At 58.7% G+C, this 24,428-nt stretch carries 20 protein-coding genes, 2 tRNA genes and 6 pseudogenes; 16 read left to right on the top strand and 12 right to left on the bottom strand.

Features of this window, described 5'->3' with window-relative positions:
• Positions 1–30: 30 nt before the first annotated feature.
• From C8024_RS11060 to ubiA, 3 genes are all read right to left on the bottom strand, one after another.
• The gene (locus tag C8024_RS11060; protein WP_254305818.1) at positions 31–831 is read right to left on the bottom strand and encodes an aldo/keto reductase; all 801 of its coding nucleotides are present in this window, start codon (positions 829–831) and stop codon (positions 31–33) included.
• Complete coding sequence (locus C8024_RS21625; RefSeq protein WP_254305817.1) at positions 828–1,046, bottom strand: aldo/keto reductase; 219 nt, start codon at positions 1,044–1,046, stop codon at positions 828–830. The genes C8024_RS11060 and C8024_RS21625 overlap by 4 nt, the downstream gene beginning before the upstream one ends.
• A gap of 95 nt (positions 1,047–1,141) precedes the next feature.
• Complete coding sequence (gene ubiA, locus C8024_RS11055) at positions 1,142–2,059, bottom strand: 4-hydroxybenzoate octaprenyltransferase (RefSeq protein ID WP_173205052.1); 918 nt, start codon at positions 2,057–2,059, stop codon at positions 1,142–1,144.
• A 164-nt stretch (positions 2,060–2,223) separates the two neighbouring features.
• On the opposite strand from ubiA, the pseudogene C8024_RS11050 reads away from it, so the two are divergent.
• Together C8024_RS11050 and C8024_RS11045 are read left to right on the top strand one after the other, a co-directional pair.
• Positions 2,224–2,986, top strand: a pseudogene (locus C8024_RS11050) (16S rRNA (uracil(1498)-N(3))-methyltransferase).
• 168 nt (positions 2,987–3,154) lie between these two features.
• Positions 3,155–5,044 (top strand): proprotein convertase P-domain-containing protein, encoded by a 1,890-nt coding sequence (locus C8024_RS11045; protein ID WP_173205049.1) that lies wholly within the window; start codon positions 3,155–3,157, stop codon positions 5,042–5,044.
• On the opposite strand, the gene C8024_RS11040 is transcribed toward C8024_RS11045, so the two are convergent.
• The 3 genes and pseudogenes from C8024_RS11040 to C8024_RS11030 all read right to left on the bottom strand — a co-directional run.
• The gene (locus tag C8024_RS11040; RefSeq protein WP_173205046.1) at positions 5,041–5,508 is read right to left on the bottom strand and encodes a YaiI/YqxD family protein; all 468 of its coding nucleotides are present in this window, start codon (positions 5,506–5,508) and stop codon (positions 5,041–5,043) included. The genes C8024_RS11045 and C8024_RS11040 overlap by 4 nt on opposite strands.
• A 431-nt stretch (positions 5,509–5,939) precedes the next feature.
• Positions 5,940–7,477 (bottom strand): annotated as a pseudogene (locus C8024_RS11035) (DEAD/DEAH box helicase); the annotation flags it as partial.
• A gap of 168 nt (positions 7,478–7,645) precedes the next feature.
• Positions 7,646–8,700, bottom strand: a pseudogene (locus tag C8024_RS11030) (NAD(P)/FAD-dependent oxidoreductase); the annotation flags it as partial.
• A gap of 392 nt (positions 8,701–9,092) precedes the next feature.
• Between C8024_RS11030 and C8024_RS11025 the strand changes: the two are divergent.
• The gene (locus tag C8024_RS11025) at positions 9,093–9,332 is read left to right on the top strand and encodes a hypothetical protein (protein ID WP_100094014.1); all 240 of its coding nucleotides are present in this window, start codon (positions 9,093–9,095) and stop codon (positions 9,330–9,332) included.
• A 102-nt stretch (positions 9,333–9,434) separates the two neighbouring features.
• Positions 9,435–10,490: an AI-2E family transporter gene (locus tag C8024_RS11020; RefSeq protein ID WP_173205043.1), complete on the top strand. Its 1,056-nt coding sequence runs from the start codon at positions 9,435–9,437 to the stop codon at positions 10,488–10,490.
• A gap of 98 nt (positions 10,491–10,588) precedes the next feature.
• Here the strand turns inward: C8024_RS11020 and C8024_RS11015 are convergent.
• Both C8024_RS11015 and C8024_RS11010 read right to left on the bottom strand, forming a co-directional pair.
• A tRNA-Ala gene (locus tag C8024_RS11015) sits at positions 10,589–10,664 on the bottom strand.
• A 50-nt stretch (positions 10,665–10,714) separates the two neighbouring features.
• On the bottom strand, positions 10,715–11,038 hold the full coding sequence (locus tag C8024_RS11010) for a TIGR02300 family protein (protein ID WP_100094012.1): 324 nt from the start codon (positions 11,036–11,038) through the stop codon (positions 10,715–10,717).
• A 183-nt stretch (positions 11,039–11,221) separates the two neighbouring features.
• On the opposite strand from C8024_RS11010, the pseudogene aroA reads away from it, so the two are divergent.
• The 6 genes and pseudogenes from aroA (at position 11,222) to C8024_RS10980 (ending at position 16,075) form a co-directional block, all read left to right on the top strand.
• Positions 11,222–12,567, top strand: a pseudogene (aroA, locus tag C8024_RS11005) (3-phosphoshikimate 1-carboxyvinyltransferase).
• Positions 12,567–12,827 (top strand): permease, encoded by a 261-nt coding sequence (locus C8024_RS11000; protein ID WP_100094010.1) that lies wholly within the window; start codon positions 12,567–12,569, stop codon positions 12,825–12,827. Before aroA ends, C8024_RS11000 begins: the two are co-directional and overlap by 1 nt.
• Positions 12,824–13,467 (top strand): annotated as a pseudogene (locus C8024_RS10995) (d(CMP) kinase). Before C8024_RS11000 ends, C8024_RS10995 begins: the two are co-directional and overlap by 4 nt.
• A gap of 207 nt (positions 13,468–13,674) precedes the next feature.
• Entirely contained in the window at positions 13,675–15,378 is a 1,704-nt protein-coding gene (gene rpsA, locus C8024_RS10990; protein WP_100095581.1) for a 30S ribosomal protein S1, read from the top strand.
• Positions 15,379–15,609: 231 nt separating this feature from the next.
• Positions 15,610–15,891 carry an integration host factor subunit beta gene (locus tag C8024_RS10985; protein ID WP_100094008.1) on the top strand — a complete coding sequence of 94 codons (282 nt, stop codon included), beginning with the start codon at positions 15,610–15,612 and terminating at the stop codon, positions 15,889–15,891.
• Positions 15,892–15,988: 97 nt separating this feature from the next.
• Positions 15,989–16,075, top strand: a tRNA-Leu gene (locus tag C8024_RS10980).
• A 63-nt stretch (positions 16,076–16,138) separates the two neighbouring features.
• Here C8024_RS10980 and C8024_RS10975 read toward each other — a convergent pair.
• A complete protein-coding gene (locus tag C8024_RS10975) occupies positions 16,139–17,320 on the bottom strand; it encodes an acyl-CoA dehydrogenase family protein (protein WP_173205040.1) in 1,182 nt (393 codons plus the stop codon).
• A gap of 224 nt (positions 17,321–17,544) precedes the next feature.
• On the opposite strand from C8024_RS10975, the gene C8024_RS10970 reads away from it, so the two are divergent.
• From C8024_RS10970 to C8024_RS10960, 3 genes are read left to right on the top strand one after another with little or no spacing between them, the layout of a single operon-like run.
• Complete coding sequence (locus C8024_RS10970) at positions 17,545–18,939, top strand: ABC transporter substrate-binding protein (protein WP_254305816.1); 1,395 nt, start codon at positions 17,545–17,547, stop codon at positions 18,937–18,939.
• Positions 18,939–20,423: an ABC transporter substrate-binding protein gene (locus tag C8024_RS10965; RefSeq protein ID WP_217272152.1), complete on the top strand. Its 1,485-nt coding sequence runs from the start codon at positions 18,939–18,941 to the stop codon at positions 20,421–20,423. The genes C8024_RS10970 and C8024_RS10965 overlap by 1 nt, the downstream gene beginning before the upstream one ends.
• Positions 20,424–20,454: 31 nt before the next feature.
• Positions 20,455–20,877: a DUF4112 domain-containing protein gene (locus C8024_RS10960; RefSeq protein ID WP_100094004.1), complete on the top strand. Its 423-nt coding sequence runs from the start codon at positions 20,455–20,457 to the stop codon at positions 20,875–20,877.
• On the opposite strand, the gene C8024_RS10955 is transcribed toward C8024_RS10960, so the two are convergent.
• On the bottom strand, positions 20,874–21,422 hold the full coding sequence (locus C8024_RS10955; protein WP_173205035.1) for a carboxymuconolactone decarboxylase family protein: 549 nt from the start codon (positions 21,420–21,422) through the stop codon (positions 20,874–20,876). The genes C8024_RS10960 and C8024_RS10955 overlap by 4 nt on opposite strands.
• Before the next feature lie 103 nt (positions 21,423–21,525).
• Between C8024_RS10955 and C8024_RS10950 the strand changes: the two genes are divergently transcribed.
• Positions 21,526–21,801, top strand: a complete 276-nt coding sequence (locus C8024_RS10950) for a helix-turn-helix domain-containing protein (RefSeq protein WP_100094002.1) — start codon at positions 21,526–21,528, stop codon at positions 21,799–21,801.
• On the opposite strand, the gene C8024_RS10945 is transcribed toward C8024_RS10950, so the two are convergent.
• Together C8024_RS10945 and nadC are read right to left on the bottom strand one after the other, a co-directional pair.
• On the bottom strand, positions 21,779–22,450 hold the full coding sequence (locus C8024_RS10945; RefSeq protein ID WP_173205032.1) for a ribonuclease T: 672 nt from the start codon (positions 22,448–22,450) through the stop codon (positions 21,779–21,781). The two genes, C8024_RS10950 and C8024_RS10945, sit on opposite strands and share 23 nt — an antisense overlap.
• 115 nt (positions 22,451–22,565) lie before the next feature.
• Positions 22,566–23,425: pseudogene (gene nadC / locus C8024_RS10940) on the bottom strand (carboxylating nicotinate-nucleotide diphosphorylase).
• 256 nt (positions 23,426–23,681) lie between these two features.
• Between nadC and C8024_RS10935 the strand changes: the two are divergent.
• Together C8024_RS10935 and C8024_RS10930 are read left to right on the top strand one after the other, a co-directional pair.
• Positions 23,682–24,008 (top strand): BrnT family toxin, encoded by a 327-nt coding sequence (locus tag C8024_RS10935; RefSeq protein ID WP_254305815.1) that lies wholly within the window; start codon positions 23,682–23,684, stop codon positions 24,006–24,008.
• Positions 23,989–24,258, top strand: a complete 270-nt coding sequence (locus C8024_RS10930) for a DNA-binding transcriptional regulator (protein WP_100093998.1) — start codon at positions 23,989–23,991, stop codon at positions 24,256–24,258. Before C8024_RS10935 ends, C8024_RS10930 begins: the two co-directional genes overlap by 20 nt.
• Positions 24,259–24,428 lie beyond the last annotated feature (170 nt).

Genomic DNA, 24,428 nt, shown 5'->3' with positions numbered 1-24,428 from the left:
AAGTAGTCTTTCTGCATTGGTGCCGGCCGGTCAGCCCATCGGATACATGATTTCCCGGCTGATCTTGTAGATGCGCTTCATCATTTCCGGGCTGAGTTCTAGATCGGCGGCGGCAAATATTTCCGGCAGTTGATCTGTGTGCGTCGCGCCGACGATGGTGGAAGCGACGAAATCATGCTGTTTCGACCAGGCTGTCGCTAATGTCACCGGAGCGACGCCCAGTTCTTCGGCTATGGCCATGAACCGCTTCGTCGATTCCTCGGACTTGGGATTGACGAACCGTTCCGCCATTTTCTTCTGTCGGCCGCCAAGCTTGAGATAGGCAGAGAAGCGCGCACCTTCCGGTGTCGCCCCGTCGTTATATTTACCCGACAAGGCACCACCGGCGAGCGGCGAATAAGGGATCAGGCTGACCCCTTCCTGACGGCACACTTGCGCCAGTTCATCCTCGAACCGGCGATTGTTCATGCTGAAATTATTCTGGATCGTGCAATAGCGGGTGACGCCCAGCCGCTCGGACGCTTCCAGCGATTTCATCAGGCCCCAGCTCGTTTCGTTGGAACAGCCGATCGCGCGGATCTTGCCTTTGCGGATTTCCTCGTCGAGCACTTCCATCGTCTCGTCATAAGCGGTGCCATGATCGGGCCAGTGGGTCTGGTAGAGATCGATATAGTCGGTCTGCAGCCGCTTGAGGCTGTCGTCGAGCGCCTTGACGATATTGTGACGGTCGAGCGCGGTCATGCCAGCGCGTTGCGCCGAAGCGATCCAGCCGTGACTGGGACCGGAAACCTTGGTCGCGATAATCAGGCTGTCACGATCCTTGCCCTTCATCCAGCGGCCGACGATTTTTCGGTTTCCCCGGCCCATTCCGGCTTGGGTGGCACCGGGTAATTTTCCGCCGTGTCGAAAAAGTTGATCCCCGCCTCGACCGATTCGTCCATGATCCGGTGCGACATCGCTTCGTCGGCGCCGCTGCCGAAGGTCATCGTGCCCATGCAGATTTCGGAAACATATATCGGGCTTCGGCCCAGGCGGCGTTTCTTCATGCAAATATCTCCGGGAAGCAGGGCGTTGGATTAACTGTGCGGTTAAGCGTCATAACCCGCAAGGGTTGCGAAACGCAATGCAATTTCTTTTGCGGCTAGCCCGCCTGACCGAGAACCAGACAGGCCAGAAATATCAGGAAACCGGCAAAGCGATTGGACCGGAACTTGTCCAGCGCATCGTCGCCGTCGCTGCTATTCAGGGTCGTAACCTGCCACAGAAGATGCAATCCGGCCGGCACCAAAGCCACCAAGGCCAGCCAATGCGGACGCAGCAGCCAGAATGCCGCCGCCCAGCTGGCAAGCGCGATCAGGTAGAATGCGAGCACGCCGGAGCGGACATTATCGCCCAGCCGCAACGCGCTGGACCGGATGCCGACCAGTGAATCGTCTTCCCGGTCCTGCAACGCGTAGATCGTGTCATAGCCAATCACCCAGAATATCGCGCCAAGATAGAGCAAGAGCATCGCCCATTGGAATTGCGGCTGAATGGCCAGCCAGCCGACCAAGGCGCCCCAACTGAACACCAGCCCCAGCCACGCCTGCGGCCACCAGGTGATGCGCTTCATGAACGGATAGGCGGCGACCAGGGCGAGACTGCCCAGCGCGACCAGTTTGGCGGTCATGTTGAGCTGGAACCAGACGGTGAGCCCGATCAGGCATAATATGCCGAGCCAGATCCAGGCTGCCCGCAGCGACGTGCCCCCGCTGGCCAAGGGCCGCGATCGGGTGCGCTCCACCTGACGGTCGAGATCGCGGTCGACAATATCATTATAGACGCAGCCTGCGCCGCGCATGGCGATCGAACCGAGCAGCAGCCAGAGCAGCAAGTCCCATCGCTCGATCGCGCCGCCGGCCAGCGCCACGCCCCAGGCGCAGGGCCAAAAGAGCAACCACCAACCGATCGGGCGGTCAAAACGGGCAAGCAGCGCAAAGGGCCGCGCCGCAGCCGGCAGCAGGCCAACGATGCCCTTATGTTCGGAATCGGGGACGATATGATCTGGCTGGCTGGACATGATCATCGCATATCGTCATTTCCCCGGCTCGTCATCCTGAACTTCTATAACTCGTCATCCTGAACTTGTTTCAGGACCTCCCCCGCACAAGAACTGTCTTCCGCAAGAGATGCTGAAATAAATTCAGCATGACGAGAATGAAAGCCCGCGCTAAACACCATCCCATGCCCGCCACGCCCGCCTATCCCCCGCACAGCGCCCCGCGCCTCTATGTCGATCTCGCACTTTCCGAAGGCGCGGAAATCCGGCTCGACGGCAGCCATGCCCATTATCTGCTCAAGGTCATGCGGATCAAACAGGGTGACCCGGTGAAGCTGTTCGACGATCGGAGCGGCGAATATCTCGCCCATGTTTCGGTGCTGGGCAAGCGCGATCTCATCCTGCTGGTGAACGGCAAAACGCGTGAACGGGAAGCCGTTCCCGACCTCTGGCTGTGCAGCGCGCCGATTAAGAAGGACCGGTTCAGCTGGATTGCGGAAAAGGCCACTGAACTGGGTGTGGCAAAGATGATCCCGGTGCAGACCGAACGCACTCAGAGCCACAATATCAAGCCGGAGAAGCTCCGCACCCATATGATCGAGGCAGCCGAACAATGCGAGCGCACCGCCCTGCCCGCGCTCGATCCGCTGATAAAATTGACCGATATGCTCGAACAATGGCCCGCCGACCGCCATCTTTTTCGCCGACGAACGCATCCATGAATCGGGAGAAGGTAGCTTCCGCAAGGCACTGGTTGCCCATGAAGGCCCTGCGGCAATCCTGATCGGTCCCGAAGGCGGCTTTACCGACGCGGAGAACGAGATGATCCGTGCCCTGCCCAAGTCGGTGCCGGTATCGCTCGGCCCGCGCATATTGCGCGCCGATACCGCCGCGCTGGCTGCGATCAGCCTGTGGATGGCCGGCCGCGGCGACTGGAATCCGGGCTAGCCAACGGCGCTGTTGCACCTGTCAGCGACGTAACCGTCCCGAAATGCTTGTAAAATCGAAGCGCCCATGCCCCGTGGTTAACCAATAATTAGCCCTATCCCGATAGGGGAAGCCCATGTTTTGGGGAAATCTTTCGGGGGCCAGAGCCGATTGATCATCCACACATTGGTGTGGGGATTATTTTGCCTGTGCGCCACGGCTCTGTTCCCGGTTGCCAAGGCCGACGCGCAGACGGTTACGACTTATTCAAACACCAGCACGATCGCAATCCCGGACAACGCCTGTCCTGCCACAGTGAACCGCTATTTTACGGTCGGTACGAGCTATAGCATCGGGGATGTCGATATCGGCGTTCTGCTGGATCACACCTACCGGCGCGATCTGGAAATCAGCTTGACCTCGCCCGGCGGCACTGTCGTCACGCTGATGGACTATGTCGGTGGCAGCGCGAATAATCTCAATGTCAGGTTTGACGATGAAGGCAATGACGGTTCCATCACATCCCATACGTCCAACGATTCCCTGACACCCGTATATGCCAGCAGGAGAACGGCTCAGGACAGCCTTGCTGCTTTTGACGGCGAAAATGCTTTTGGTACGTGGACATTGAAGATTTGCGACCAGCAAGGCGTCGATACGGGATCCTTTCGCCGGGCCGATCTATATATCACTCAAGCGGCGCCATCCGCCGATCTGTCCCTGACCAAGAGTTTCGGTGCGACATCGACCAACACAGGCAAATATACATTGTCCGTGACCAATGCGGCGACGTCAGAACTGACGGCAACGGGAGTAACGGTTACCGACATTCTGCCTTCGGGAGTCTCGCTCACCGGCACGTCGGGCACCGGCACCTATAGCGGCAGCATCTGGACTCTGGGGACCGCCATCGCGCCCGGACAGACATTCACGATCGAATTGAGCGTTACCATAACCGCCTCGTCTGGGACCATCACCAACAACGCGCAAATCCGCTCGTCTTCGGCTTATGATCCAGATTCGACGCCGAATAACGGGGTAACCAGCGAGGATGATTATGCCAGCGTCAGCTTTACCGCCGGCGGTCGCTTGCCGGGCTATGTACCGCCGCTGACATCCGTCTGCTCCATTGGCAATCAGATCCAGTTCAGCTGGGCGTCTCCGACGTCCTGGTCGCCTTCGGGGTCACTAAGCCAATCCTATAATGTCGCTGGTCTGGGCAATGTCCTGTTCGACGTCACCCGGCCGCCGAACGGCTTCACCAATGGCACCCCGGAAATAACCACCAGCAATACCGGCGGCGGTGCCTCCGGCACCCGGGCGCTGTATTTCTACATGAACAACGGAAATGAAACGCACAGCTCCGCCACCACATTCACGCTGCCAGCCGCCGTTCCCGGCCTTCAGTTCAAGATTTTCGACATCGATTATGCGGCCAACCAGTTCACTGACAAGGTCACCGTGACCGGCACCTACAATGGCGCGACCGTGCTGCCGACCTTGTCGAACAACACGGCCAATTATGTCAGCGGCAATAGCGTGATTGGTGACGGCGCGTCAGGCGCAACCGATCCATTCGGCAATGTCGTTGTCACTTTCACCTCGCCGGTCGATTCGGTAACCGTCGTCTACGGCAACCATCTGCCGACCACTCCAACCTCGTCGGGCAATCAGGCGATGTCGATCCACGACATCACTTTCTGCCGGCCAACAACGACGCTCAGCGTCACCAAGATAAGTTCGATCATCAGCGATCCGGTAAACGGCTCGGATAATCCGAAACGCATCCCGGATGCCATCGTGCAATATTGCATCCTGATCAGCAACAGCGGCGCGGCGACGGCGGACTCTATTGTCGCAACCGACAGCCTTTCCGGTCCTTTCACCTACAATCCGGGATCGATGCGAAGTGGAAGCAACTGCGGATCCGCGACAACGGTGGAGGATGACAATGCGACCGGTGGCGACGAAAGCGACCCTTATGGCGCATCCCTTGCCGGATCGACCATCACGGCGACCGCCGCGTCACTGGCGCCGGCCAGCAGCTTTGCGTTGACCTTCCAGGTTACGATCGACTAGCCGAGCCGCTTCAGGCGCACCAGTATTTCATCGAGCGACGACAGGAAGCGGGAACGATCCGCCTTGCTGAACGGTGGCGGTCCACCGATATTCTCGGTGCCCATGCCGGCGCGCAGATCGGCCATGATCGCCCGCGTTGCAACAGCAGCTCCGATAGAATCGGCAGTAAACGGCTTGCCGTTGGATGCGACAACCGCCGCTCCGGACTTTACACAACGGTCGGCCAGCAGGATGTCGGATGTCACGACCACCGTACGAGCGCCGGCGCGCTCGGCGATATAGTCATCTGCCGCATCGAAGGCATCGCTGACCACCACGCGGCTGACCAGAGGGTGCTTGGGCACCCGGAAGGGGCTATTGCTGACGATCACCACAGCCACATCATGGCGGTCCGCCACCCGGTAAATTTCATCCTTTATCGGGCAGGCATCCGCATCGACCAGAATCTGAAGGGCACCGGTCACGAAACAGGTCAGTCGGCTTTGGGACCGCCCGGTTTTCCGCCTTCAAACGGCCGTTTCCCGCGATGCGGCTTTTTGCCGCCGCCAGGACCGGATTTGCGATCGCCCTTGAAATCGGATTTCTTCTTGAAGCCGCCACCAAATTCACGCTTGGGACCACCGCCTTCAGAGCCGCCATCGCCGTCCGGCTTGCGCTTCTGGTAAGGCTTGCCGCCGCCGCTCGGCTTGTCACCGAATTTCTTGTCACCAAATTTATTCTTGCCGAATTTCTTGCCGCCAAATTTCTTGCTGGCGTTGCTATAGTCGCGCTTGCCTCCGGCATTGTCACCGCGCCCGCCCTTGCGGTTGCGCTTGGCTTCATCACGTGGTTTGCCTTCAAACTGGGTGATCACGATATCGTCGGTATCATCCCCGCCGGATTCTCTTTTCTCGGCAATCGCGGCAGTAAACTTGTCGACGACGCGGCGCGGGATTTCGAACAATGTATCATCACCATTGATCCGGATCGCGCCGATTTCATTCTTGGTGATATGACCACGGCGACACAGGACCGGCAACAGCCAGCGAGCGTCCGCGCGCTGGTTGTGGCCGACGTTCATCTTGAACCAGACCGTATCTTCAAATCCCGGACGCGGACCGCCAGGAGCGGGTTGCGACTGGGCACCACGATCGAGCATCTGCTCTGGTGCCGGCATTTTCGCGTGGTGCGACTGTACCAGCATCGCCGCGATTTCTTCCGGCGACTTCTCCGCCATCAGGCGCTTCGCCAGTTCCCGGTCATCCTCGTCAATCTCGACGGGCTGCAACAGGGTCTCGATCAGCCGCTCGGCGTCATTCTTGCGAATATCGGCACGGGTCGGTGCATCTTTCCACTCGGCGTTGATTTTCGCGCCGCGCAGCATGGATTCCACCCGCTTGCGCCGCTGGTAAGGCACGATGATGACCGCCGTACCCTTTTGCCGGCACGCCCGGTACGACCGGACCGATGCTGCAATGTCTCGGCATCGCGTGGCATGTCGACATGCACAACGAGGCTCAATGTCGGGAGATCGAGGCCACGCGCGGCGACATCGGTTGCCACACAGACGCGGGCGCGCTTGCTGCGCAAAGCCTGCATCGCCTGATTTCGTTCGCTCTGCGTATGCTCGCCGGACAAGGCCACGGCACTGAAACCGCGATCGACAAGACTGGCGTGCAGACGACGCACCGCCTCGCGCGTCGCGCAGAACAGCATCGCCGATTCCGCCTCATGGAAACGCAGCAGATTGACCACGGCATTTTCGGTGTCAGCCGGAGCAACGGTAATCGCCTGATAGGCAATATCACCGTGACCGCGATCTTCGCCGACAGTGGAAATGCGCAGCGCGTCGTTCTGATAGCGTTTGGCAAGATTGATGATCGGCTTTGGTATGGTTGCCGAAAACAGCAGTGTCCGGCGCTGTTCGCCGGTCGCATCGAGAATTTCTTCGAGATCTTCGCGGAAGCCCATGTCGAGCATTTCATCCGCTTCGTCGAGCACGGCGGCGCGAAGATTTTTCAGGTCGAGCGCACCGCGTTCGAGATGGTCGCGCAACCGGCCCGGTGTGCCGACAATGACGTGGGCGCCGCGACGCAGGGTCCGGCGCTCTTTCGAAGCATCCATACCGCCGACGCAAGTCGCGATTTGCGCGCCTGCCGGCTGGTAGAGCCAGGTCAGTTCGCGGCTCACCTGCAAGGCGAGTTCGCGGGTTGGCGCAATGACCAGCGCCAGCGGCTCTACCAGAAACGGGAAACGCCCGTTATCGTCGAGCAATTGCGGTGCCATCGCCAGGCCAAAAGCTACGGTCTTGCCGGAGCCGGTCTGGGCGGAGACGATCAGGTCGCGGCCATCCGCTTCCGGTTCAAGCACAGCGGCCTGCACCGGCGTCGGCTTGACATATTCGTGCGCTGCAAGCGCCTCTGCGAGAAGCGGGGATAATTTCGAGAAAGGCATAATATCTGTATTCCGTGGCAAAAGTGAAAGCCGCGCGGAAATGCCAGTCGCCTGCGGTTTATGAAGATTATGTTGTAATTAAAGGGTCTGCGCTGGGGATCATATTGCCTTGCCGGCAGCATGGCCACTCGCCCAAGCCCACTGAAAATTATAGCCACCGAGCCAGCCGGTGACATCAACGGCTTCGCCAATAGCATAAAAACCCGGTACTTGCCTAGCTTCCATATTTTTGGACGAAAGTTCAGCCGTGCTGATCCCGCCGGCCGTGACTTCGGCCTTGGCAAAACCTTCGGTTCCGTTGGGCATGAAGCGCCAGTGGGAAAGGCGGCGCGCCGCCTCGTCCAGCTTTTGTCGGTCAGATTGCCCAGTTCCCCTTCCAGCGCGATCCGCTCGACGAGCGTCTCTGTTAACCGTGCCGGCAGATGGGCGTTGATCGCCTTTTTCAGCGAGAGCCGGGGTAGTGTTTTCTTCGCCTGGCTGAGCCAGTCGCCCGCCAAATCGGGCAGAAAATCAATGTCGACCGATTCGCCATGCTGCCAATAGGAGGAAATCTGCAGAATGGCGGGGCCGGACAGACCTTTATGGGTGAACAGGGCGGCCTCGCGGAACGCGGTTTTTCCACATCGTGCAATCACCGGAGTGGACACGCCGGAAAGCTCGCGGAACAATGTTTCTTCCCCGCCGAGAGTCAGCGGTACCAGCGCCGGTCGCGGCTCGACAATTTTCAGGCCAAATTGCCGCGCCAGATCATAAGCAAAACCCGTCGCGCCCATCTTCGGGATCGAGGGACCACCGGTCGCGACAACCAGCGAAGGCGCGAAAGCCGTTTCTCCGCCATATTCGACGCGATAGCGGCCATCGGCATGGCTGACACCGGTAATGGACTTCCCGAGAGTAAGGCTAACCATGTCATTCGGGCATTCGGCGAGCAACATATCGACGATCTGCCTTGCCGAACCGTCACAGAACAGCTGTCCCAATGTCTTCTCGTGCCAGTCGATGCCATAGCGATCGACCAAGGCAATAAAATCAGCGGCAGAATAGCGGCTCAAAGCGGATTTCGCGAAATGCCGGTTTTGCGACAGATAGCGGTCGGGTGCGGTGCCAATATTGGTGAAATTGCAGCGTCCGCCGCCCGAGATCAGGATTTTCTTCCCCGGCTCGTCGGCATGGTCGATCAGCAATATCTTGCGACCGCGCTGTCCGGCGTCCGCCGCACACATCAGACCGGCACCGCCGGCACCAAGGATTATCGCGTCATAATGGGTCGGGACTTTGGGCATCGGGTGTTCGGAAACTTTCTAAAATCGGCAATGGCTGCGATTGCCGTCCGGGTTGCGCCTTTGCCTGCTCCGCGCATCCATTCATTCCGGTTTGGGAGCGGGTCTTGCCGGCAAGCAACCGCTCCAGCGAAGCCGGCGCTGCGCGAGGGCGCGTTTAACAGCGATGCCCCCCATTGGCAACGGCTGTGAAGGGCGCATCTCCCTGCTATATTCATTGGAACGAAGCCGGGCTCCCCTCTCTGCCAAACAGATGATGGATCCGCTCCCGCGCAACCTTTTGCTGATGTCCGCGTTTTCAATCCAAGAGCAATTGAAAGTCGATGGAGCCAGTTATGATCAGCAGCCTTGCCTACGCTATCGTCCTGATGGGATGTTCGGACGACATGAGCATGTGCCGGGAAATGGCCCGGGACGAACGCGTCTTTGCAACGCTGCGCGAATGCGAAAGAACCGAAGCCCAGGCGCTGCGGTCCGAAGTGGCGCTGAAGATCGACTATCCGGTCGTAGCCTCGAAATGCGCCAAGGGCGCAGACAAATTTGCACAGAAAGGCGCGGCGCATATTGGAGGATGACACGAACCATAGCAGCCGGGAGGCCAGTGCAACGCCTTCGACTGAACAGCAGCCGGGCCATATGACACCGACAAAAAGGCAATTGTCGACAACCATTTTCTGTTGTCGCTGGGCCTGTTTCTGGCGTTGCCCTTCGTATTGTCAGCGGGCGCTGTATTCTTCAGGCCCCTGTTCGCCGCGATGGTCATCATGCTGATGCTGTTGCCCTTGACCAGCGGACTTACAAAGCTGGGGCTACCCAATCCGATTTCCGCCTTTTTGTCCGTCCTCACCTTCTTGTTCTTCCTTGCCTTCGCATTCCTGCTCATCCTGCAGCCGGCCCTCGAGCTGGCGGAGCGATTTCCCGACATCACCAATATATTGCAGGAGCGACTGGTCGATATCCGCCAGTTCACCGCTTCGGTATCGCAAATGGGCACGGAATTTTCGTCCACCATCGGCGAAACCAGAGGCCGGGAAGTGGTCCTGGCGAGCCCGACCGTCATGGAAGAAGCCGCTTATGCAACACCCGCCGTGCTCCTCGAACTGCTGCTGGTCCTGTTGCTCGTCTATTTCATGCTGGAATCCCGCCTGCGGCTGAAGCGGATCATATTATCGAAACGCTCGACCCTCGCGTCCAGTCTGAAAGCGGCGCGGGCGGGGCGCAGCATCACCGGAGATCTTTCCCACTATATCGGGGCCGTAACCTCGATCAATATCGCGGTCGGCGTGATCGTCGCATTCGGCGCATGGGCGCTCGATATCGAATCACCGCTGATGTGGGGTGGCCTGGCCGCCATATTGAACTTCATCCCGTATCTGGGGCCGATGCTGATGGCCGTGCTGCTCTTCGGTTTCGGCGCGGCCTCGACCGGCGATCTGGGCGGTGGTCTAGTCCCGACTCTGGCCTATATCGGCCTGCAGGCTGTCGAAGCCAATCTCGTCACGCCATCGATATTGGGCCGGCGCTTTTCCATGAACCCGGTCGTGATCCTGCTGGCGATCAGCTATTTCACCTGGATTTGGGGTCTGGCGGGCGCGTTGATCGCGGTTCCCCTTCTGATCGTGGGCAAAGCGCTTCTCACCCAGACCGGAAGTCCGAATATCATCGGTTTCATTCTGGGAGAGCCGCTGTTCGATTCTCCGGGAGACGAACATATGGAAGCGCACGGTCGCTAAAACCACTCGCACTGCGCCCTGCATGTATCGCCGGGTTACCACAGGAATTCTCCGCCTGCAGTATAGAAAAACGATCAGTTATGGGAGATATAGGAAAATGGTGGAGCCTAGCGGGATCGAACCGCTGACCTCTTCGCTGCCAGCGAAGCGCTCTCCCAGCTGAGCTAAGGCCCCATGTGAAGAGCGCCTTTAATCCAGACACTCTCCAATATGCAAATCAAAAATTAGGTTTCGTCGGGTTCGTCGTCACCTTTGCCTTTGCTGACGCCCAAATCGTCGTCACCACCAAGGTCAACTTCATTGTCCGGGGATGGCTCGTCATCGTCGATGTTGATGTCCAAATCATCATCGTCCACCGCGTCCTCTTCCTTCTTCACGGCCTTCTTTGGCGCTTCGAAAGGCATAGGCTGCTTGGATTTCAGAACCGCTTCCGGCACGAAGCTTTCCCCGCATTCAACACAGGTTGCCGGGTCTTCCTTGCCCAGATCGTAAAAGCGCGTTCCACATTTCGGGCATGTGCGTTTTGTGCCCCATTCCGGTTTAACCATGGCTGGTGTCCAAATCCTGTCTAAATCAATTCGTTGATAGGTAAGTCTGCTATGCGCCGAGTCAAGTATTGCCTAAATCAGCCGCGAAATCCGGCGCGCCTTGCCATAGCTTTGCAGCGCTGTCAAAAGCCGTTTGATATTCCTGCACGAATCATTCGTGCGTTCCGCTAACAAAGCTCTGACATGACCAGCAACACTCCACAGCCAGTTACGTTCAAACCGTCTGGCCCGCTCAGCGGCAAGATTTCCGTCCCCGGTGACAAATCCATATCACATCGCGCGCTGATATTATCGGCGCTCGCCGTCGGCAAAAGCCGGATCTCTGGTCTGCTGGAAGGAGAGGATGTTCTCGCCACCGCAGCAGCCTTGCGAGCCATGGGTGCCAGAATCGAGAAAAAGGACGACATCTGGACGGTATATGGCGTCGGTGTCGGCGGATTGATGCAGCCCGGCAATGCGCTCGACATGGGCAATAGCGGCACCTCGACCCGTCTGCTGATGGGACTGATCGCTTCCCACGGAATTTCCGCGACCTTTGTCGGTGATGCCAGCCTCTCGAAACGGCCGATGGGTCGAGTGATCGATCCGCTCTCCGAGATGGGCGCGGACATCCAGGCCCGCGAGACTTCCGATCACAAATCCTGCCTGCCGTTGACGGTGCGCGGTCTTTGCCCGGCCATTCCGATTGAATATCGCCTGCCGGTCGCCTCTGCACAGGTCAAGTCGGCGATTCTGCTGGCCGGCCTCAATACGCCGGGCATCACCCGGATCATCGAGCCTGTACTCACCCGAGATCATAGCGAGACAATGCTCAAGGGATTCGGCGCGGACATCAGCGTGGAGACAGACGCCGACGGGTGCCGGATCATTTCGCTCACCGGCGAGGCGGAACTGCAGCCACAGAAGATCAAGGTGCCGGGAGACCCCTCATCTGCCGCCTTCATGGTGGTTGCGGCCCTGATCGTCCCCGGCTCTGATATCATTATTGAAAATGTCGGCATCAACCCGACGCGCGCTGGTCTGTTTGGCATATTACAGCAAATGGGCGGCGATATACGCTTCCTCAAAAAGCGCACCGTTGGCGGTGAGCCGGTCGCAGATATTCATGCAAAACACAGCTCTCTCTCGGGCATCGATGTGCCGGCCGATATAGCCCCCAGCATGATCGACGAGTTCCCGATATTGTTCGTCGCTGCCGCCTTGGCCAGCGGCGAAACCACCACCCGCGGCCTGCACGAATTGCGGGTCAAGGAGTCCGACCGCCTGTCGCAAATGGCAAAGGGACTTGAGGCGCTGGGCGTAAAATTGACGGAGAAGGATGATGGCCTGCTGATCGACGGCAGCGGCGGCAAGCCGTTATCCGGAGGGAAAGCCAGGCAGGCGATCGAAACCGCACTGGATCACCGTATCGCCATGAGCTTCGCCGTCGCGGCTATGGTGACAAATCCGGATTGACGATTGACGATGTTACGCCTGTGCAAACCAGCTTCCCGGGATTTCAAGACCTCATGATGACGCTTGCCTCCTGATGATCGACGGATTTACCGCCAATGTCATCGGAATTACGGGCAGCATTCTTGTCGTTTTTGCCTATGGTTATAATGTCTATGCGGACGCGGTGAACCCGTTTATCTATAACGGCACCAACCTGCTGGGTGCCCTTTTGCTCACCGTCTCTCTCATGGTATATTTCAATCTGGCATCATTTCTGTTGGAAATGGTCTGGATTTCCATTGCCGTGGGCGGTCTCTGGAAGGCGTACCGGAACCGTGCGGGTTCAGGCTCATGATCATCGCTGTCGATGGCCCCACCGCCTCGGGGAAAGGCACGATTTCAAAACGGCTGGCGAAACATTTCGCCCTGCCCTTTCTCGACACCGGCCTGCTTTATCGCGCGGTCGGCTGGACGCTCCGCGAACAGGGCGGGAACGCCGATAATCCCGGAGACGCGCTGGCCGCTTGCCAGTTGACGGTGCCTTGCTCGACAATCCGGGATTGCGCAGCGAAACGGTGGGTGGACTGGCCAGCCGGGTGTCGATTCATCCGGAGGTCCGGCGCGCGCTGGACAAACGGCAACGGGATTTTGCCTATCAGCCTGCCGGGGCGGTACTGGATGGACGCGATATCGGCACGGTCATCGCGCCCGATGCCGACGTAAAATTGTTTGTGACCGCCTCTTCGGAAGCGCGCGCCGTGAGGCGTTTCGAGGAAATGAAGCGGCGCGGCGAGCCAGCCAATTTCGATGATATCCTGGCCGACATTCTAAAGCGCGACGATCGGGACAAGAATCGCACAACAGCGCCGCTCAAGCCTGCGGAAGATGCAGACTTGCTTGATACCACCAATTTGACTATAGACGCCGCCGTTCAACAGGCAATTGCCTTGGTGAATGCGAGGACAAGCGGCCGGGATAAAGAAGAACCGGCCTAGCAGACAGTTGATGCGCAAGACGGGCTGGACAAGAACCGGCACGACTTTGGCGCAGCTTTTGGTATTTGCACTTGCCCACGTATAAGCCAGTATCGGCAGTTTTCTGATGGATGCAGCGGTCGCATGAGGTGGCCGCGGCAATTTTGGTCCAAGACCGGCGGAACCAACCGCCTGGCCAGAAAAATTGACTATCAAGGAATAAACCATATGGCCTCAACGGCATTCCCAACCCGCGACGATTTCGCGGCAATGTTAAACGAATCACTCGGTGGCGAAGATCAGGGCTTTGAAGGCCGCGTCGTCAAAGGCACCGTAACCGGCATCGAAAACGACATGGCTGTCATCGATGTAGGATTGAAATCAGAAGGCCGTGTAGCGCTGCGCGAATTCGCCGCTCCTGGTCAGAAAGCCGACATTTCCATTGGTGACGAAGTCGAAGTCTATGTCGACCGCATCGAGAATGTGAACGGCGAAGCCATGCTTTCCCGCGATCGCGCCCGCCGCGAAGCAAGCTGGGACAAGCTGGAAAAAGAATATGACGAAGGCAATCGCGTCGAAGGCATTATCTTCGGTCGCGTCAAAGGCGGCTTCACGGTTGACCTCGACGGCGCCGTAGCCTTCCTGCCCGGCAGCCAGGTCGACGTCCGCCCCGTGCGCGACGTTACTCCGCTTATGGACATCGCCCAGCCTTTCCAGATCCTCAAGATGGATCGCAAGCGCGGCAATATCGTTGTTTCGCGTCGTGCCATTCTCGAAGAAACCCGCGCCGAACAGCGCAGCGGTCTCATCGAGTCGCTGGCTGAAGGTCAGGTTACCGAAGGCGTCGTCAAGAATATCACCGATTATGGTGCGTTCGTTGACCTCGGCGGTATCGACGGTCTGCTCCATGTTACCGATCTATCCTACAAGCGGGTCAACCACCCGAACGAGATGATCAACATCGGCGACACGCTGAAAGTCCAGATCATCAAGATCAACAAGGACACCCAGCGTATCTCGCTTGGCATGAAACAGCTCGAAAGCGATCCATGGGATAGCGCAACCGAGAAATATGCTGTCGGCACCAAGCTTACCGGTTCGGTTACCAACATCACCGAATATGGCGCGTTCGTGGAGCTGGAACCAGGCATCGAAGGCCTTGTCCATGTTTCCGAAATGAGCTGGACCAAGAAGAACGTCCACCCGGGCAAGATCGTTTCCACCTCGCAGGAAGTGGAAGTTATCGTTCTCGAAGTCGACACCGAAAAGCGTCGCATTTCGCTTGGCCTCAAACAGGCTCAGTCCAACCCGTGGACCGACTTTGCGGATACGCACCCGGTTGGCAGCACCGTTGAAGGCGAAGTCAAGAATGCGACCGAATTCGGTCTGTTCATCGGTCTCGAAGGCGACGTTGACGGCATGGTTCACATGTCCGACATCGCTTGGGGCATTTCCGGTGAAGACGCGCTCAACCTCCACCACAAGGGTGAGCAGGTCAAAGCAATCGTTCTCGACATCGATGTCGACAAGGAACGTATCTCGCTGGGCATGAAGCAGCTTGAAAAAGGTGCACCTGCCATGGGCGGCGCGGACACCGGCGGCCTCAAGAAAGGCGCTGTGGCAACCGTCACCGTATTGGAAGTCCGCGACGGCGGTCTCGAAGTCCAGATGGGCGACGATGGCGCAACCGGCTTCATCAAGCGCAACGATCTGGGCCGCGACCGCGACGAACAGCGTCCGGACCGTTTCCAGGTAGGCCAGAAGCTCGACGCCATGATCACCGGTTTCGACCGTTCGAAGAAGCCGAACTTCTCGATCAAGGCCCATCAGCTGGCAGAAGAGAAGCAGGCTGTGGAACAGTTCGGTTCGACCGATTCCGGTGCAAGCCTCGGCGACATCCTCGGTGCCGCGCTGAAGAAGAAAGAAGAATAGTTCTTCAAACACAGCATAGCTATTACGGAAAGGCCCGCCCCCTGATCGGGGCGGGCTTTTTCTTTTCCCTGTCCCATTTCACACCGATTTTCTGACAAGGTTGGCAAGACCATTGAAAATAGACATAATTTCTGGCATCAATAAGAGTCTCGAAACTGACAGACCGCCCGATTCCGAAAGTTTCCTTCGAGGAAGTTCACTGGATCGACCGGGAATCGGAAAGGCGCACCGATGATACGTTCTGAACTATTGGAAAAACTGGCTGAAGAAAATCCGGAACTGAAACCGGATGAGATCGAAAAGATCGTCGACCTGTTTTTCAACCAGATCAGCCAGAAGCTGGCTGAAGGCGGGCGCGTGGAACTGCGCGGATTTGGCGCTTTTTCGACCCGTCAGCGCAAACCGCGCACCGGTCGCAACCCGCGCACCGGAGAGTCGGTGGAAGTTCCGGCCAAAAGAGTGCCCTATTTCAAGCCCGGCAAGGAAATCCGCGAGCGGCTGAACGAAAACTGATTTCCAAAAATAATGCGAGATATTGTGTCTGCGCACTTGACCGCGCGCGCGCAATAATGCTTGTCGCTAGGCTCCGGCAAGAGCCGGACCTACCGGTGCGGACGTGGCGAAATGGTAGACGCAGCAGACTTAAAATCTGCTATCCGAAATGGGTGTGCGGGTTCGAGTCCCGCCGTCCGCACCAGTTTTTGACAATCGATTGGCCTTGCCGGTCGCACGGTGCAGATATCCGGCTTTTGCCCCATCCCTATAACATTGCCATGTCAGCGGGCTGATCCAGCAATATCCGGCCCGCGAGTTCGAATACGGCAGGAGCCGTCGCTATATGCTGGGTCGCGACATGGGCATCGCGGAAGCGGCGTTGCAGACTGTTGTCCGAATAGACCGCAGATCCGCCGCCGAGCGTATAGGCGGTCTTGCAGACTTCTGCGGATATTTCCGTGGCATGGGCACAGGCAAGGCGCAAATTGGCCCGGCCCTTCACGGAAATTTCATCGCTGCCCCGCGCTTCGGCCCAGCATTCGGCAATGGCATTTTCCAGAAAGCCGAAAGCACCGGACAGCAGCGCCGTCGCCCGCGCCAGTTCGACCTGAACGGTGGCCCGCTGCGCCATCGAACGCCCGCCACCGGGCGTTTTCTTATTGATCGCAATAGTGCGGATTTCTTCCAGCGCGGCCCGGGCATTGCCGAGAGCGACCGAAGACACCCCGAGCGCCAGCAGGCCGAAAAGCGGAAACTTGTACAGGGCACCGGGATTGCGAGGCTGGTCGCCCACGAAAGACACGCTGCGATCCTTTGGTACCTGCACCTTCTCTACCGAGAAATCGCCCGACCCCGTGCCTTTCAATCCGGCGACATGCCAGCTGTCGATGAAGGAGACATCACTGGCCGGAAAGAACAGCATCCGGTGATAGGGGGCACCATTGTCGAATTTCTGCAGCTCGCCATCCTTGAAGATCATCGCCCCGCCGCCCAGCCAGGAGCAATTGGCGGAGCCGGAACCCCATTGCCACTGGCCGCTAAGCAGATAATGGTCGCCCATGTCCTCGGCCCTGCCCATCGGCGCGAAAACACCGCCGGTGATGACATCATCAGCCCCGAATATTTCCTGCGCCACCGGCTCGCCCATATAGGCCGCGCCAAGCGTCGAGGTCACCGCGATCATCACGCACCAGCCGGCGCTGGCATCTGCTTCGGCAACCGTGGCAACGATTTTCATGAAGTCGAGCGGCTCCAGCTCCAGCCCGCCCAGCGTAGCCGGCTTGGACAGATTGAAGGCCCCTGCTCCAGCCAGCTTTGCCGCGAGATCGGCTGGCAGGCGCCGCGCCTTTTCGGTTTCCTCAGCGCGCGCCGCAATTTCGGGCAACAGCCCCGAAATAGCAGGCCCCACATCGCCGATGGTGGAAATATCATAATGTAAGCCGGTCATGCAGCATTTCTCCTAAGCGCATTGAACAAGCACAAGAGTTCCGCTTTGTCGAGCCGGCAAAACATCTAGACGGGTAACATGCGCTATATCGCTCTTCTCTGCACCTGCCTGTTGCTGATATCCTGCGATAGCAGACCGGTGGCAGATACCACGCCGGGACCGGCGCAGATCGTCCGCCTGTCCGATTCGGAGATCAAGGGCCTCGACCCGCAAAAATATCCGACTTGTCCTCGCTCCGGGTTGCTGCGGACCAGTTCGAGGGTCTGACCCGTCTGGTTGCCGACGGTGCGGCGGAGCCGGGATTGGCAGAAAGCTGGCAAATTGCCGCCGATGGTCTGACCTGGGCCTTCACCCTGCGGGACAATTTGCGCTTTTCCGATGGCACTGCCTTTGATGCCTCGCTCTTCCCTGCCCTGCTGCGCCGCCTGCGTGCGCCGGAAACGGCGGCGCCTGCCCAGGCCCTGTTTGGCAATATACTCGCTATCGAGGCGCCGGACAGCAATCTGGTGATCGTATCGCTCGCCGCTCCCGATCCGGCGCTGCCGGCGCTGTTGGCCCATCCGGCCATGGCGGCGCTGCCGCTCCACCGGATCAAGGAAGCCGGCGACCAGTGGACAGCGGACCGTCCGATGGTCGCCAGTGGACCTTATCAACTGTCCGAATGGAAGCTGAATGACCATGCCCGGCTGGAGCGCAATCCTGCCTGGCATGACGAAGCGGCACCCACAGCGACAATCATCTGGAAGCCGATGGATGACAGCCTGTCCGCGATGCGCCTGTTCCTCTCCGGCGGCGCGGATATTGCGGCGGATTACCCCGCAAGCCGCCATCAATGGCTGAAAGAACATCATCCCGCCGCCGCCCACAGCGTGCCCTATCTGGGCAGCTATTATTTCGCTTTCAACACTCGCGCGCCGCCCTTTGACGACCGCAGGGTGCGAACCGCGCTGTCCATGGCGGTGGAGCGGGAGTGGATTGCCGAGGAGGTCATCGGCATCGGAAATATTCCCGCATGGGGATTGCTGCCACCAGGACTGGTCGGCGCGCAAGCGGCTAGGCCCGAATGGGCAGACTGGCCGCGGGAGAAGAGATTGCGGGAAGCGCGTGCATTGCTCGAGGCGGCGGGATTTGACGCGGGCCATCCGCTGCGCTTCGAAATCCGCTTCAACAGCTCCGCCGAACATCGCCGGGTTGCCGTCGCACTGGCCGCCATGTGGCAGCCGCTTGGCGTCGAAGCCAGCCTGTTCAACAGCGAGGCCGCCCTCCATTTCGCCGCGCTGCGCCGCCATGAATTCTCGCTCGCCCGCTCCGGCTGGATTGCTGACCTTCCGACACCGGAAAATTTCCTGCAGGTTCACCAGCAGGCCAATGGCGCGGGCAATTATTCAGGCTACGACAATCCCGATTATGACCGGCTGCTCGCGCTTGCTGTCGCCGAACCGGACCCGGCCCGACGCCGGACATTGACGCAACAGGCCGAAGCGATCCTGATTACCGACATGCCTGTATTGCCGCTCTATTTCTATGTCACCCGCAGCCTCGTGGCGGAGCGGATTGCGGGATGGAAAGATAATTTTTCCAATGTGCATCCCAGCCGCACTTTGCGTATAAGGCCATGATGAATTTCCGTTCGACATTCCGGCGTAACAGCATTTTTGCGGCTTTCGCCGTAACGATGCTCGGCGCCTGCGGCTTTGCCGGAGATGAGGATCAGGTGAGAGTCACCGTGGTCGAAGATGGCGAAACGCGGATCAATCCGATCGGGACGCGACTGAATTTTGCCTCCGCAACGATGCGCGCTTCGATTGCCAAGGGACTGGTCGGGCTTGATGAAGAGGGCCGGGTGGTACCCGCGCTAGCTGCACGCTGGATCGTTTCCGACGACGGGCTGAGCTATATTTTCCGCCTGTTCGACGCCAGATGGGACGACGGCAGGGAGATCACCGCCGAGCGGGTTGCACGCCTACTGCGCGAACGCTTTGTCGAATTGCGCAACAGTCGCCTGCAACATGATGTTTCGGTGGTCGACGAAGTGGTGTCGATGACAGGCCGGGTGATCGAGATCAAGCTCGATGCGCCGCATCCCAATTTTCTCCAGCTGCTCGCCCAGCCGGAAATGGGACTGTTCCGGGCCGGGCATGGCGCTGGCCCAATGCGCCTGCTGAGCGAAGACAATGGCATCAAACTGACACAGTTTGAAGAACCATCGCAGGAAGAAAAGGACGGGGAGGAAGAAGACGAGCGCTGGGTGTCGCTGCGCAGTGAACCCGCCGCAACCGCCATCGCCCGCTACCGGGCGGGTGGCGCGCAGGTCGTGCTGAACGGCAAATATCATCATCTTCCGCTCGTCGATGCGGCGGATATCAGCAGCGGCGACCTGCGGCTCGATCCGGTTGCCGGTCTGTTCGGACTGCGATTCATTCGGGCCAATGGGTTCTGGGCGGTTCCCGGCAACCGGGAAATATTGGCTATGGCGATCAATCGCCCGGCCCTGCTGACTTCCTTTCCCGGCGTCAGCGCCTGGCAGAGCCGGCTCAAGATCATCCCCGAGGCGCTCGATGTCGAAGGCATCAACGCTTATCCCGACTGGGCCGCTATGACCATGCAGGACCGGATAGTCTTTGCCAGAAACCATGTCAGTCGGTGGAAAGCATCCGAAGGGCCGGTCATGCCGCTGGCCATCGCGCTACCCGATGCCGCGGGCGCCGATATATTGTTCAAGCGTATCCAGTCCGATCTCCGGCGCGTGGGGCTGGACGCACGGAAAGTCGCACTGAACCAGAGGGCCGATGTCCAGCTGCTCGACGAGATCGCCCCCTATGACAGCGCCCAGTGGTTTTTAAAGCAATTCACCTGCATGAAAACGACGGTTTGTCTGAACGACGCCGATTCGAGGATCGCCGAAGCGGATGCAGCAACCAATTTGCAGATCAAAGCCCGTCTCTATGCCGAGATCGAGATCATACTGATCGACCATTATAATTTCATTCCGATCGCGGTTCCGATCCGCTGGTCCATCGCCCGGCAGGGACAGCGTGGCTTTGCCGTCAACCCGCGCGGCTGGCATCCATTGAATCCGCTGGTCGGCATACCCATATCCTGACTGTATCACTAGTATATGACAGGGAGGTCGCATGGCCATTTCCGAAGAACAGTTAAAACGTCTCGCCGAGCAATTGCCCGACGTCAGCCGCGATCCGCAAGCGGTCCGAACCCGCGTCGAGGCGATGGAGAAGGTGCTGGAGCGCGCCTTCGTGATCCCTGGCATCAATCGCCCGATCGGCGTCGATTCCATCGTCGGACTGGTCCCTGTGGTCGGTGACATCGTCACCGCCCTCATGGGTGCCTATATTGTCTGGGAAGCGCGCAATCTGGGCATGTCCAAGCTGCAACTGACCCGCATGGCGGCCAATGTCGGCATCGATACGGCGCTCGGTGCCATTCCTTTCGCCGGCGATGTGTTCGACTTTTTCTGGCGTTCGAACAGCAAGAATTTGAAGATCATCCGCAAACATCTCGACAAGCATCACCCCGGCACACGGACGCTAGACGTTTAGGCAGTGGGAAAACGGGCCGCGAAATTTTCAAGCTCCACCCTCGCGCCATTGGCGACAAAACTGACGGTATGGTAAGTTCCGCATAGCGCCATTATTTCCATCTGCTCTTCTTTGGACCAAAACCGTTGAAACGATGCAAGATTTTCCTCTGCTATGGTTCCCGCGCGGCATAAATCATCAATCGATGCCAACAGGGATTTTTCCTTGTCATCCCACGCCGGATCGTCGCATTTTCCTGTTTTAGTGGCAGAAATCTGCGCTTCTGAAAATCCGGCTGCGCCTGCGAAGATCGCAACATGGACACCCCATTCATACTCGCAATCGTTATTAGCGGTCGTCCGGAGAATGACTATTTCACGCTCGCGGAGAAGTAAGGGACTGTCCTTATCAAGCAAATTGGGCACGCCCTTTTTCGCAAAGCGCGCGCTGTTTGCGAACACGCGAAACAATTTCAGCAAATAGCCGTCCTGTCGCGGATAATGTTGCATCACGGCGGTCAGCTCTGGTGAATATGGTGGCATGACGGGGGTAAGAATATTGCCCATGGCCCGACTCCTTGCTATGTTTTCTGTAGCATCAATATGCTACTAATTATGTAGCGTCAAGAGAGTGTCAACATTGAGCAATAAGAAAAGCAATCGCCCCATCATGATCCTGCTGGATTCGCTTGGGAAAAGATGGACTCTGCGGATCATGTGGGAACTGAGAAACGGACCATTTACGTTCCGCGCGTTGCAAGAATCCTGCGACATGCTGTCCCCGACAACGCTCAACGCCCGGCTCGGGGATCTGAAGGCGTTGGGGATTATCGAGCATCAATCTGCCGGATATCAGTTGAGTGCCAAGGGTCTGGAGCTGGCTAAAGTCATGACCAGTCTGACCGACTGGGCGAACAAGGAAATCAGCCCCCGCGCCAAATCTTGAGCGGCATATCGTCTTTCGCCGGCCGCATATAGGCGGGACAGCGTTGCGGCCGGAAGCTCTTGCCGAGGCAGAGCTTCACTTCCTGCAACCAGCCGCGCTGGTTGATTTTCAGCCGTATCATATCGGGCCGAAGCCCCTCGTTCGCCGCCGCAAAGGCGTTGCGGAACTGGCCTGCCGTCAGCGGCTTGCGCGACAGCCGGTCCATGTCGGGAAAGCGGACCGCATCAAACATGATCCGCGAGACGCGGAAATAGGTTTCCGGACGCTTGGTAATACAGGTGCCATGCTTCGCCCATTCATGCGCCATCATCCGGGTCGAGGGCATCATGCAGAAATTGCGCTTCACCACAGCCGGTGGCAGCGCCCTTGTCGGCGCGCACCACTGCGGATAGGCGGGATCGCGGGCGTCGGGCCACAGGCCATGGAGAATGAAGCCAAAACTGCCATCCTCTCCGCTGCACTGCGTCTTGTCGCGGCGGCTGTCCTTGCGCTTGTTGCAATATTCCGGCGACCAGCTGAGCGCCAAGGTGTAGCGGGTGATCGGCTTGATACGGCGCGGTTCGGATGCCGGCTTGCGCTCGGCGGGGGCGCTGAGGCCGGATGGAGGGCTGCATTGGTAGGATTGGGCTTGGGCGGGGGTCGCGGCCATAGCCAAAAACAGGATTAAAATCGATGGTCGCCCCAGCGAAAGCTGGGGCCTAACCGGAGTTTTCCGTAGCTCAGACGATTGGCCTGGATCCCGGCCTTCGCCGGGATGACGATTACTATACCTGTTCAAAATCCAGCCCGATATCAGCCGCAGGCGCACTCTGCGTGAGCCTGCCCACCGAAATATAATCCACCCCCGTCTCCGCCTTGTCGCGAATAGTCTCCAGCGTCACACCGCCACTCGCCTCGGTCGCCACACGTCCGCCGATCAAGGTCACCGCGCCGCGCAGGGTCGCCGGTTCCATATTGTCGAGCAGCAAATGGGTCGCTCCCGCCGCCAGCGCCGGCTCGATCTGGTCGACCCGGTCGACTTCGCAGATGATATTTTCGACGCCCGCTTCCTTGGCGCGCCGCACCGCTTCACCAACCGACCCTGCGACCGCGACATGATTGTCCTTGATCATCGCCGCGTCCCACAGGCCCATGCGGTGATTCTGCGCCCCGCCCATCCGCGTCGCATATTTCTCCAGTACGCGTAGCCCCGGTATCGTCTTGCGCGTGTCGAGCAATGTGCAGCCCGTGCCTGTGATCTTCCGGACATATTCGTTGGTCATGCTGGCAATGCCGGTCAAATGCTGCACCGTATTGAGCGCGCTGCGCTCCGCGGTCAGCATCGCGCGCCCTTGCCCTTCAGCCGCATGATATCGGTGCCTGCTGCAACCGCCTCGCCTTCGCCGACCAGTATTTCGATCTCCACATCGGGATCGAGATAGCGGAAAAACGCCTCGGCAATCGGCAGGCCGGCGATCACCGCATCATGGCGGCTGTCCATCACGCCGGAGAATATCGCATCGGGGGGAATGACCGCTTCCGATGTCACATCGCGCCCCCCTTCCCCATAAGGTGCCCCGAGGTCTTCGGTGAGCGTGGCTGCGACGAAAGCGTCGAGATCGAAACGGTCCAGTGTGAAGCTCATATAAATGACCTAACCCAATCGACTGTCAGGTGAAAGCAGGAATCTGCCTTCTCCCTCGAGGGAGAAGGTCGCGCAGGCTTAACGAGGAACGAGTTTAGCCGAAGCTGGATGAGGGTGCACCGCTCCGCACATTTCGCGCGCCCCATCATCGGCGGAACACCCTCATCCAACTCCGCCTGGCCAGCAAGCTGACAAGGCTCCATATCCTTCTTCCTTACGAGAGAAAGAGCAAAGAACTGGCCGAAACTGTCACGGCTTGTCGCAGCGCATCGCTTGTGATAACTATGTGTTTCACATATATTGCGGCATGGAATTCGAATTTGATCCAGGCAAGGATGCGATTAACCGGGCAAAGCATCATCTGCCGCTGTCGTTCGGGCAGCGGATTTTTGATGATCCATTTGTCGAGATTCTACCTTCCTTCAGACCTATCGACGGCGAAGACAGGTACAAGGCGATTGGTCTGGTTGACGGCAAGCTTTTTACCACAATCTATGTAGAGCGCGGCGCGGCAACAAGATTGATTTCAGTAAGGAGGAGCAATGGCCGGGAACAAAGAGACTATGATCGCAATCCCCGCTGATCCGAATGATCCGGAAGACTTCGACGTCAGCGTCGCCGGTCTGGAGCGCGCACATATGGGACGCTTCATCCGGGTGCTCCGTTATGATCTCGGCATGACGCAGGAGGAATTTTCCAAAACCTACGGCATCCCGCTCGCCAATATCCGCCAATATGAAATCGGCCGCCACATGCCCCCGCCGGCGGTCCGCGCCTATCTGAAGGTGATCCGGGCCGAACCGGAAGTGGTGAAGCGGGTGATGGCGGGGTAGTTTTCCCTCTCCCGTGAGTGGGCGTCGGGTTGGATTGCCCCGGCAATCCAAGTTCGTATCGGAGGTACGAACGACCCATAGCCGGTTGCGCAGACTTGCGAACTTGTTCGCTAGTCGTAGCTGGGTGAGGGTGTACTTCGATCCAGAGTTCCGAACGCCCTCATCCAACT

The organism is Sphingopyxis sp. BSNA05 (assembly GCF_013265645.1).
Classification (GTDB): domain Bacteria; phylum Pseudomonadota; class Alphaproteobacteria; order Sphingomonadales; family Sphingomonadaceae; genus Parasphingorhabdus.
This window is presented reverse-complemented; position numbering and strand designations above follow the sequence as displayed.

Excerpts from the sequence above, each read along its gene's own strand:
- C8024_RS11060 (WP_254305818.1), bottom strand. The coding sequence starts at position 831 with ATGAAGGGCAAGGATCGTGACAGCCTGATTATCGCGACCAAGGTTTCC.
- C8024_RS21625 (WP_254305817.1), bottom strand. The coding sequence starts at position 1,046 with ATGAAGAAACGCCGCCTGGGCCGAAGCCCGATATATGTTTCCGAAATC.
- ubiA (WP_173205052.1), bottom strand. The coding sequence starts at position 2,059 with ATGTCCAGCCAGCCAGATCATATCGTCCCCGATTCCGAACATAAGGGC.
- C8024_RS11025 (WP_100094014.1), top strand. The coding sequence starts at position 9,093 with ATGATCAGCAGCCTTGCCTACGCTATCGTCCTGATGGGATGTTCGGAC.
- C8024_RS11010 (WP_100094012.1), bottom strand. The coding sequence starts at position 11,038 with ATGGTTAAACCGGAATGGGGCACAAAACGCACATGCCCGAAATGTGGA.
- C8024_RS11000 (WP_100094010.1), top strand. The coding sequence starts at position 12,567 with ATGATCGACGGATTTACCGCCAATGTCATCGGAATTACGGGCAGCATT.
- rpsA (WP_100095581.1), top strand. The coding sequence starts at position 13,675 with ATGGCCTCAACGGCATTCCCAACCCGCGACGATTTCGCGGCAATGTTA.
- C8024_RS10985 (WP_100094008.1), top strand. The coding sequence starts at position 15,610 with ATGATACGTTCTGAACTATTGGAAAAACTGGCTGAAGAAAATCCGGAA.
- C8024_RS10975 (WP_173205040.1), bottom strand. The coding sequence starts at position 17,320 with ATGACCGGCTTACATTATGATATTTCCACCATCGGCGATGTGGGGCCT.
- C8024_RS10965 (WP_217272152.1), top strand. The coding sequence starts at position 18,939 with ATGAATTTCCGTTCGACATTCCGGCGTAACAGCATTTTTGCGGCTTTC.
- C8024_RS10960 (WP_100094004.1), top strand. The coding sequence starts at position 20,455 with ATGGCCATTTCCGAAGAACAGTTAAAACGTCTCGCCGAGCAATTGCCC.
- C8024_RS10955 (WP_173205035.1), bottom strand. The coding sequence starts at position 21,422 with ATGGGCAATATTCTTACCCCCGTCATGCCACCATATTCACCAGAGCTG.
- C8024_RS10950 (WP_100094002.1), top strand. The coding sequence starts at position 21,526 with ATGATCCTGCTGGATTCGCTTGGGAAAAGATGGACTCTGCGGATCATG.
- C8024_RS10945 (WP_173205032.1), bottom strand. The coding sequence starts at position 22,450 with ATGGCCGCGACCCCCGCCCAAGCCCAATCCTACCAATGCAGCCCTCCA.
- C8024_RS10930 (WP_100093998.1), top strand. The coding sequence starts at position 23,989 with ATGATCGCAATCCCCGCTGATCCGAATGATCCGGAAGACTTCGACGTC.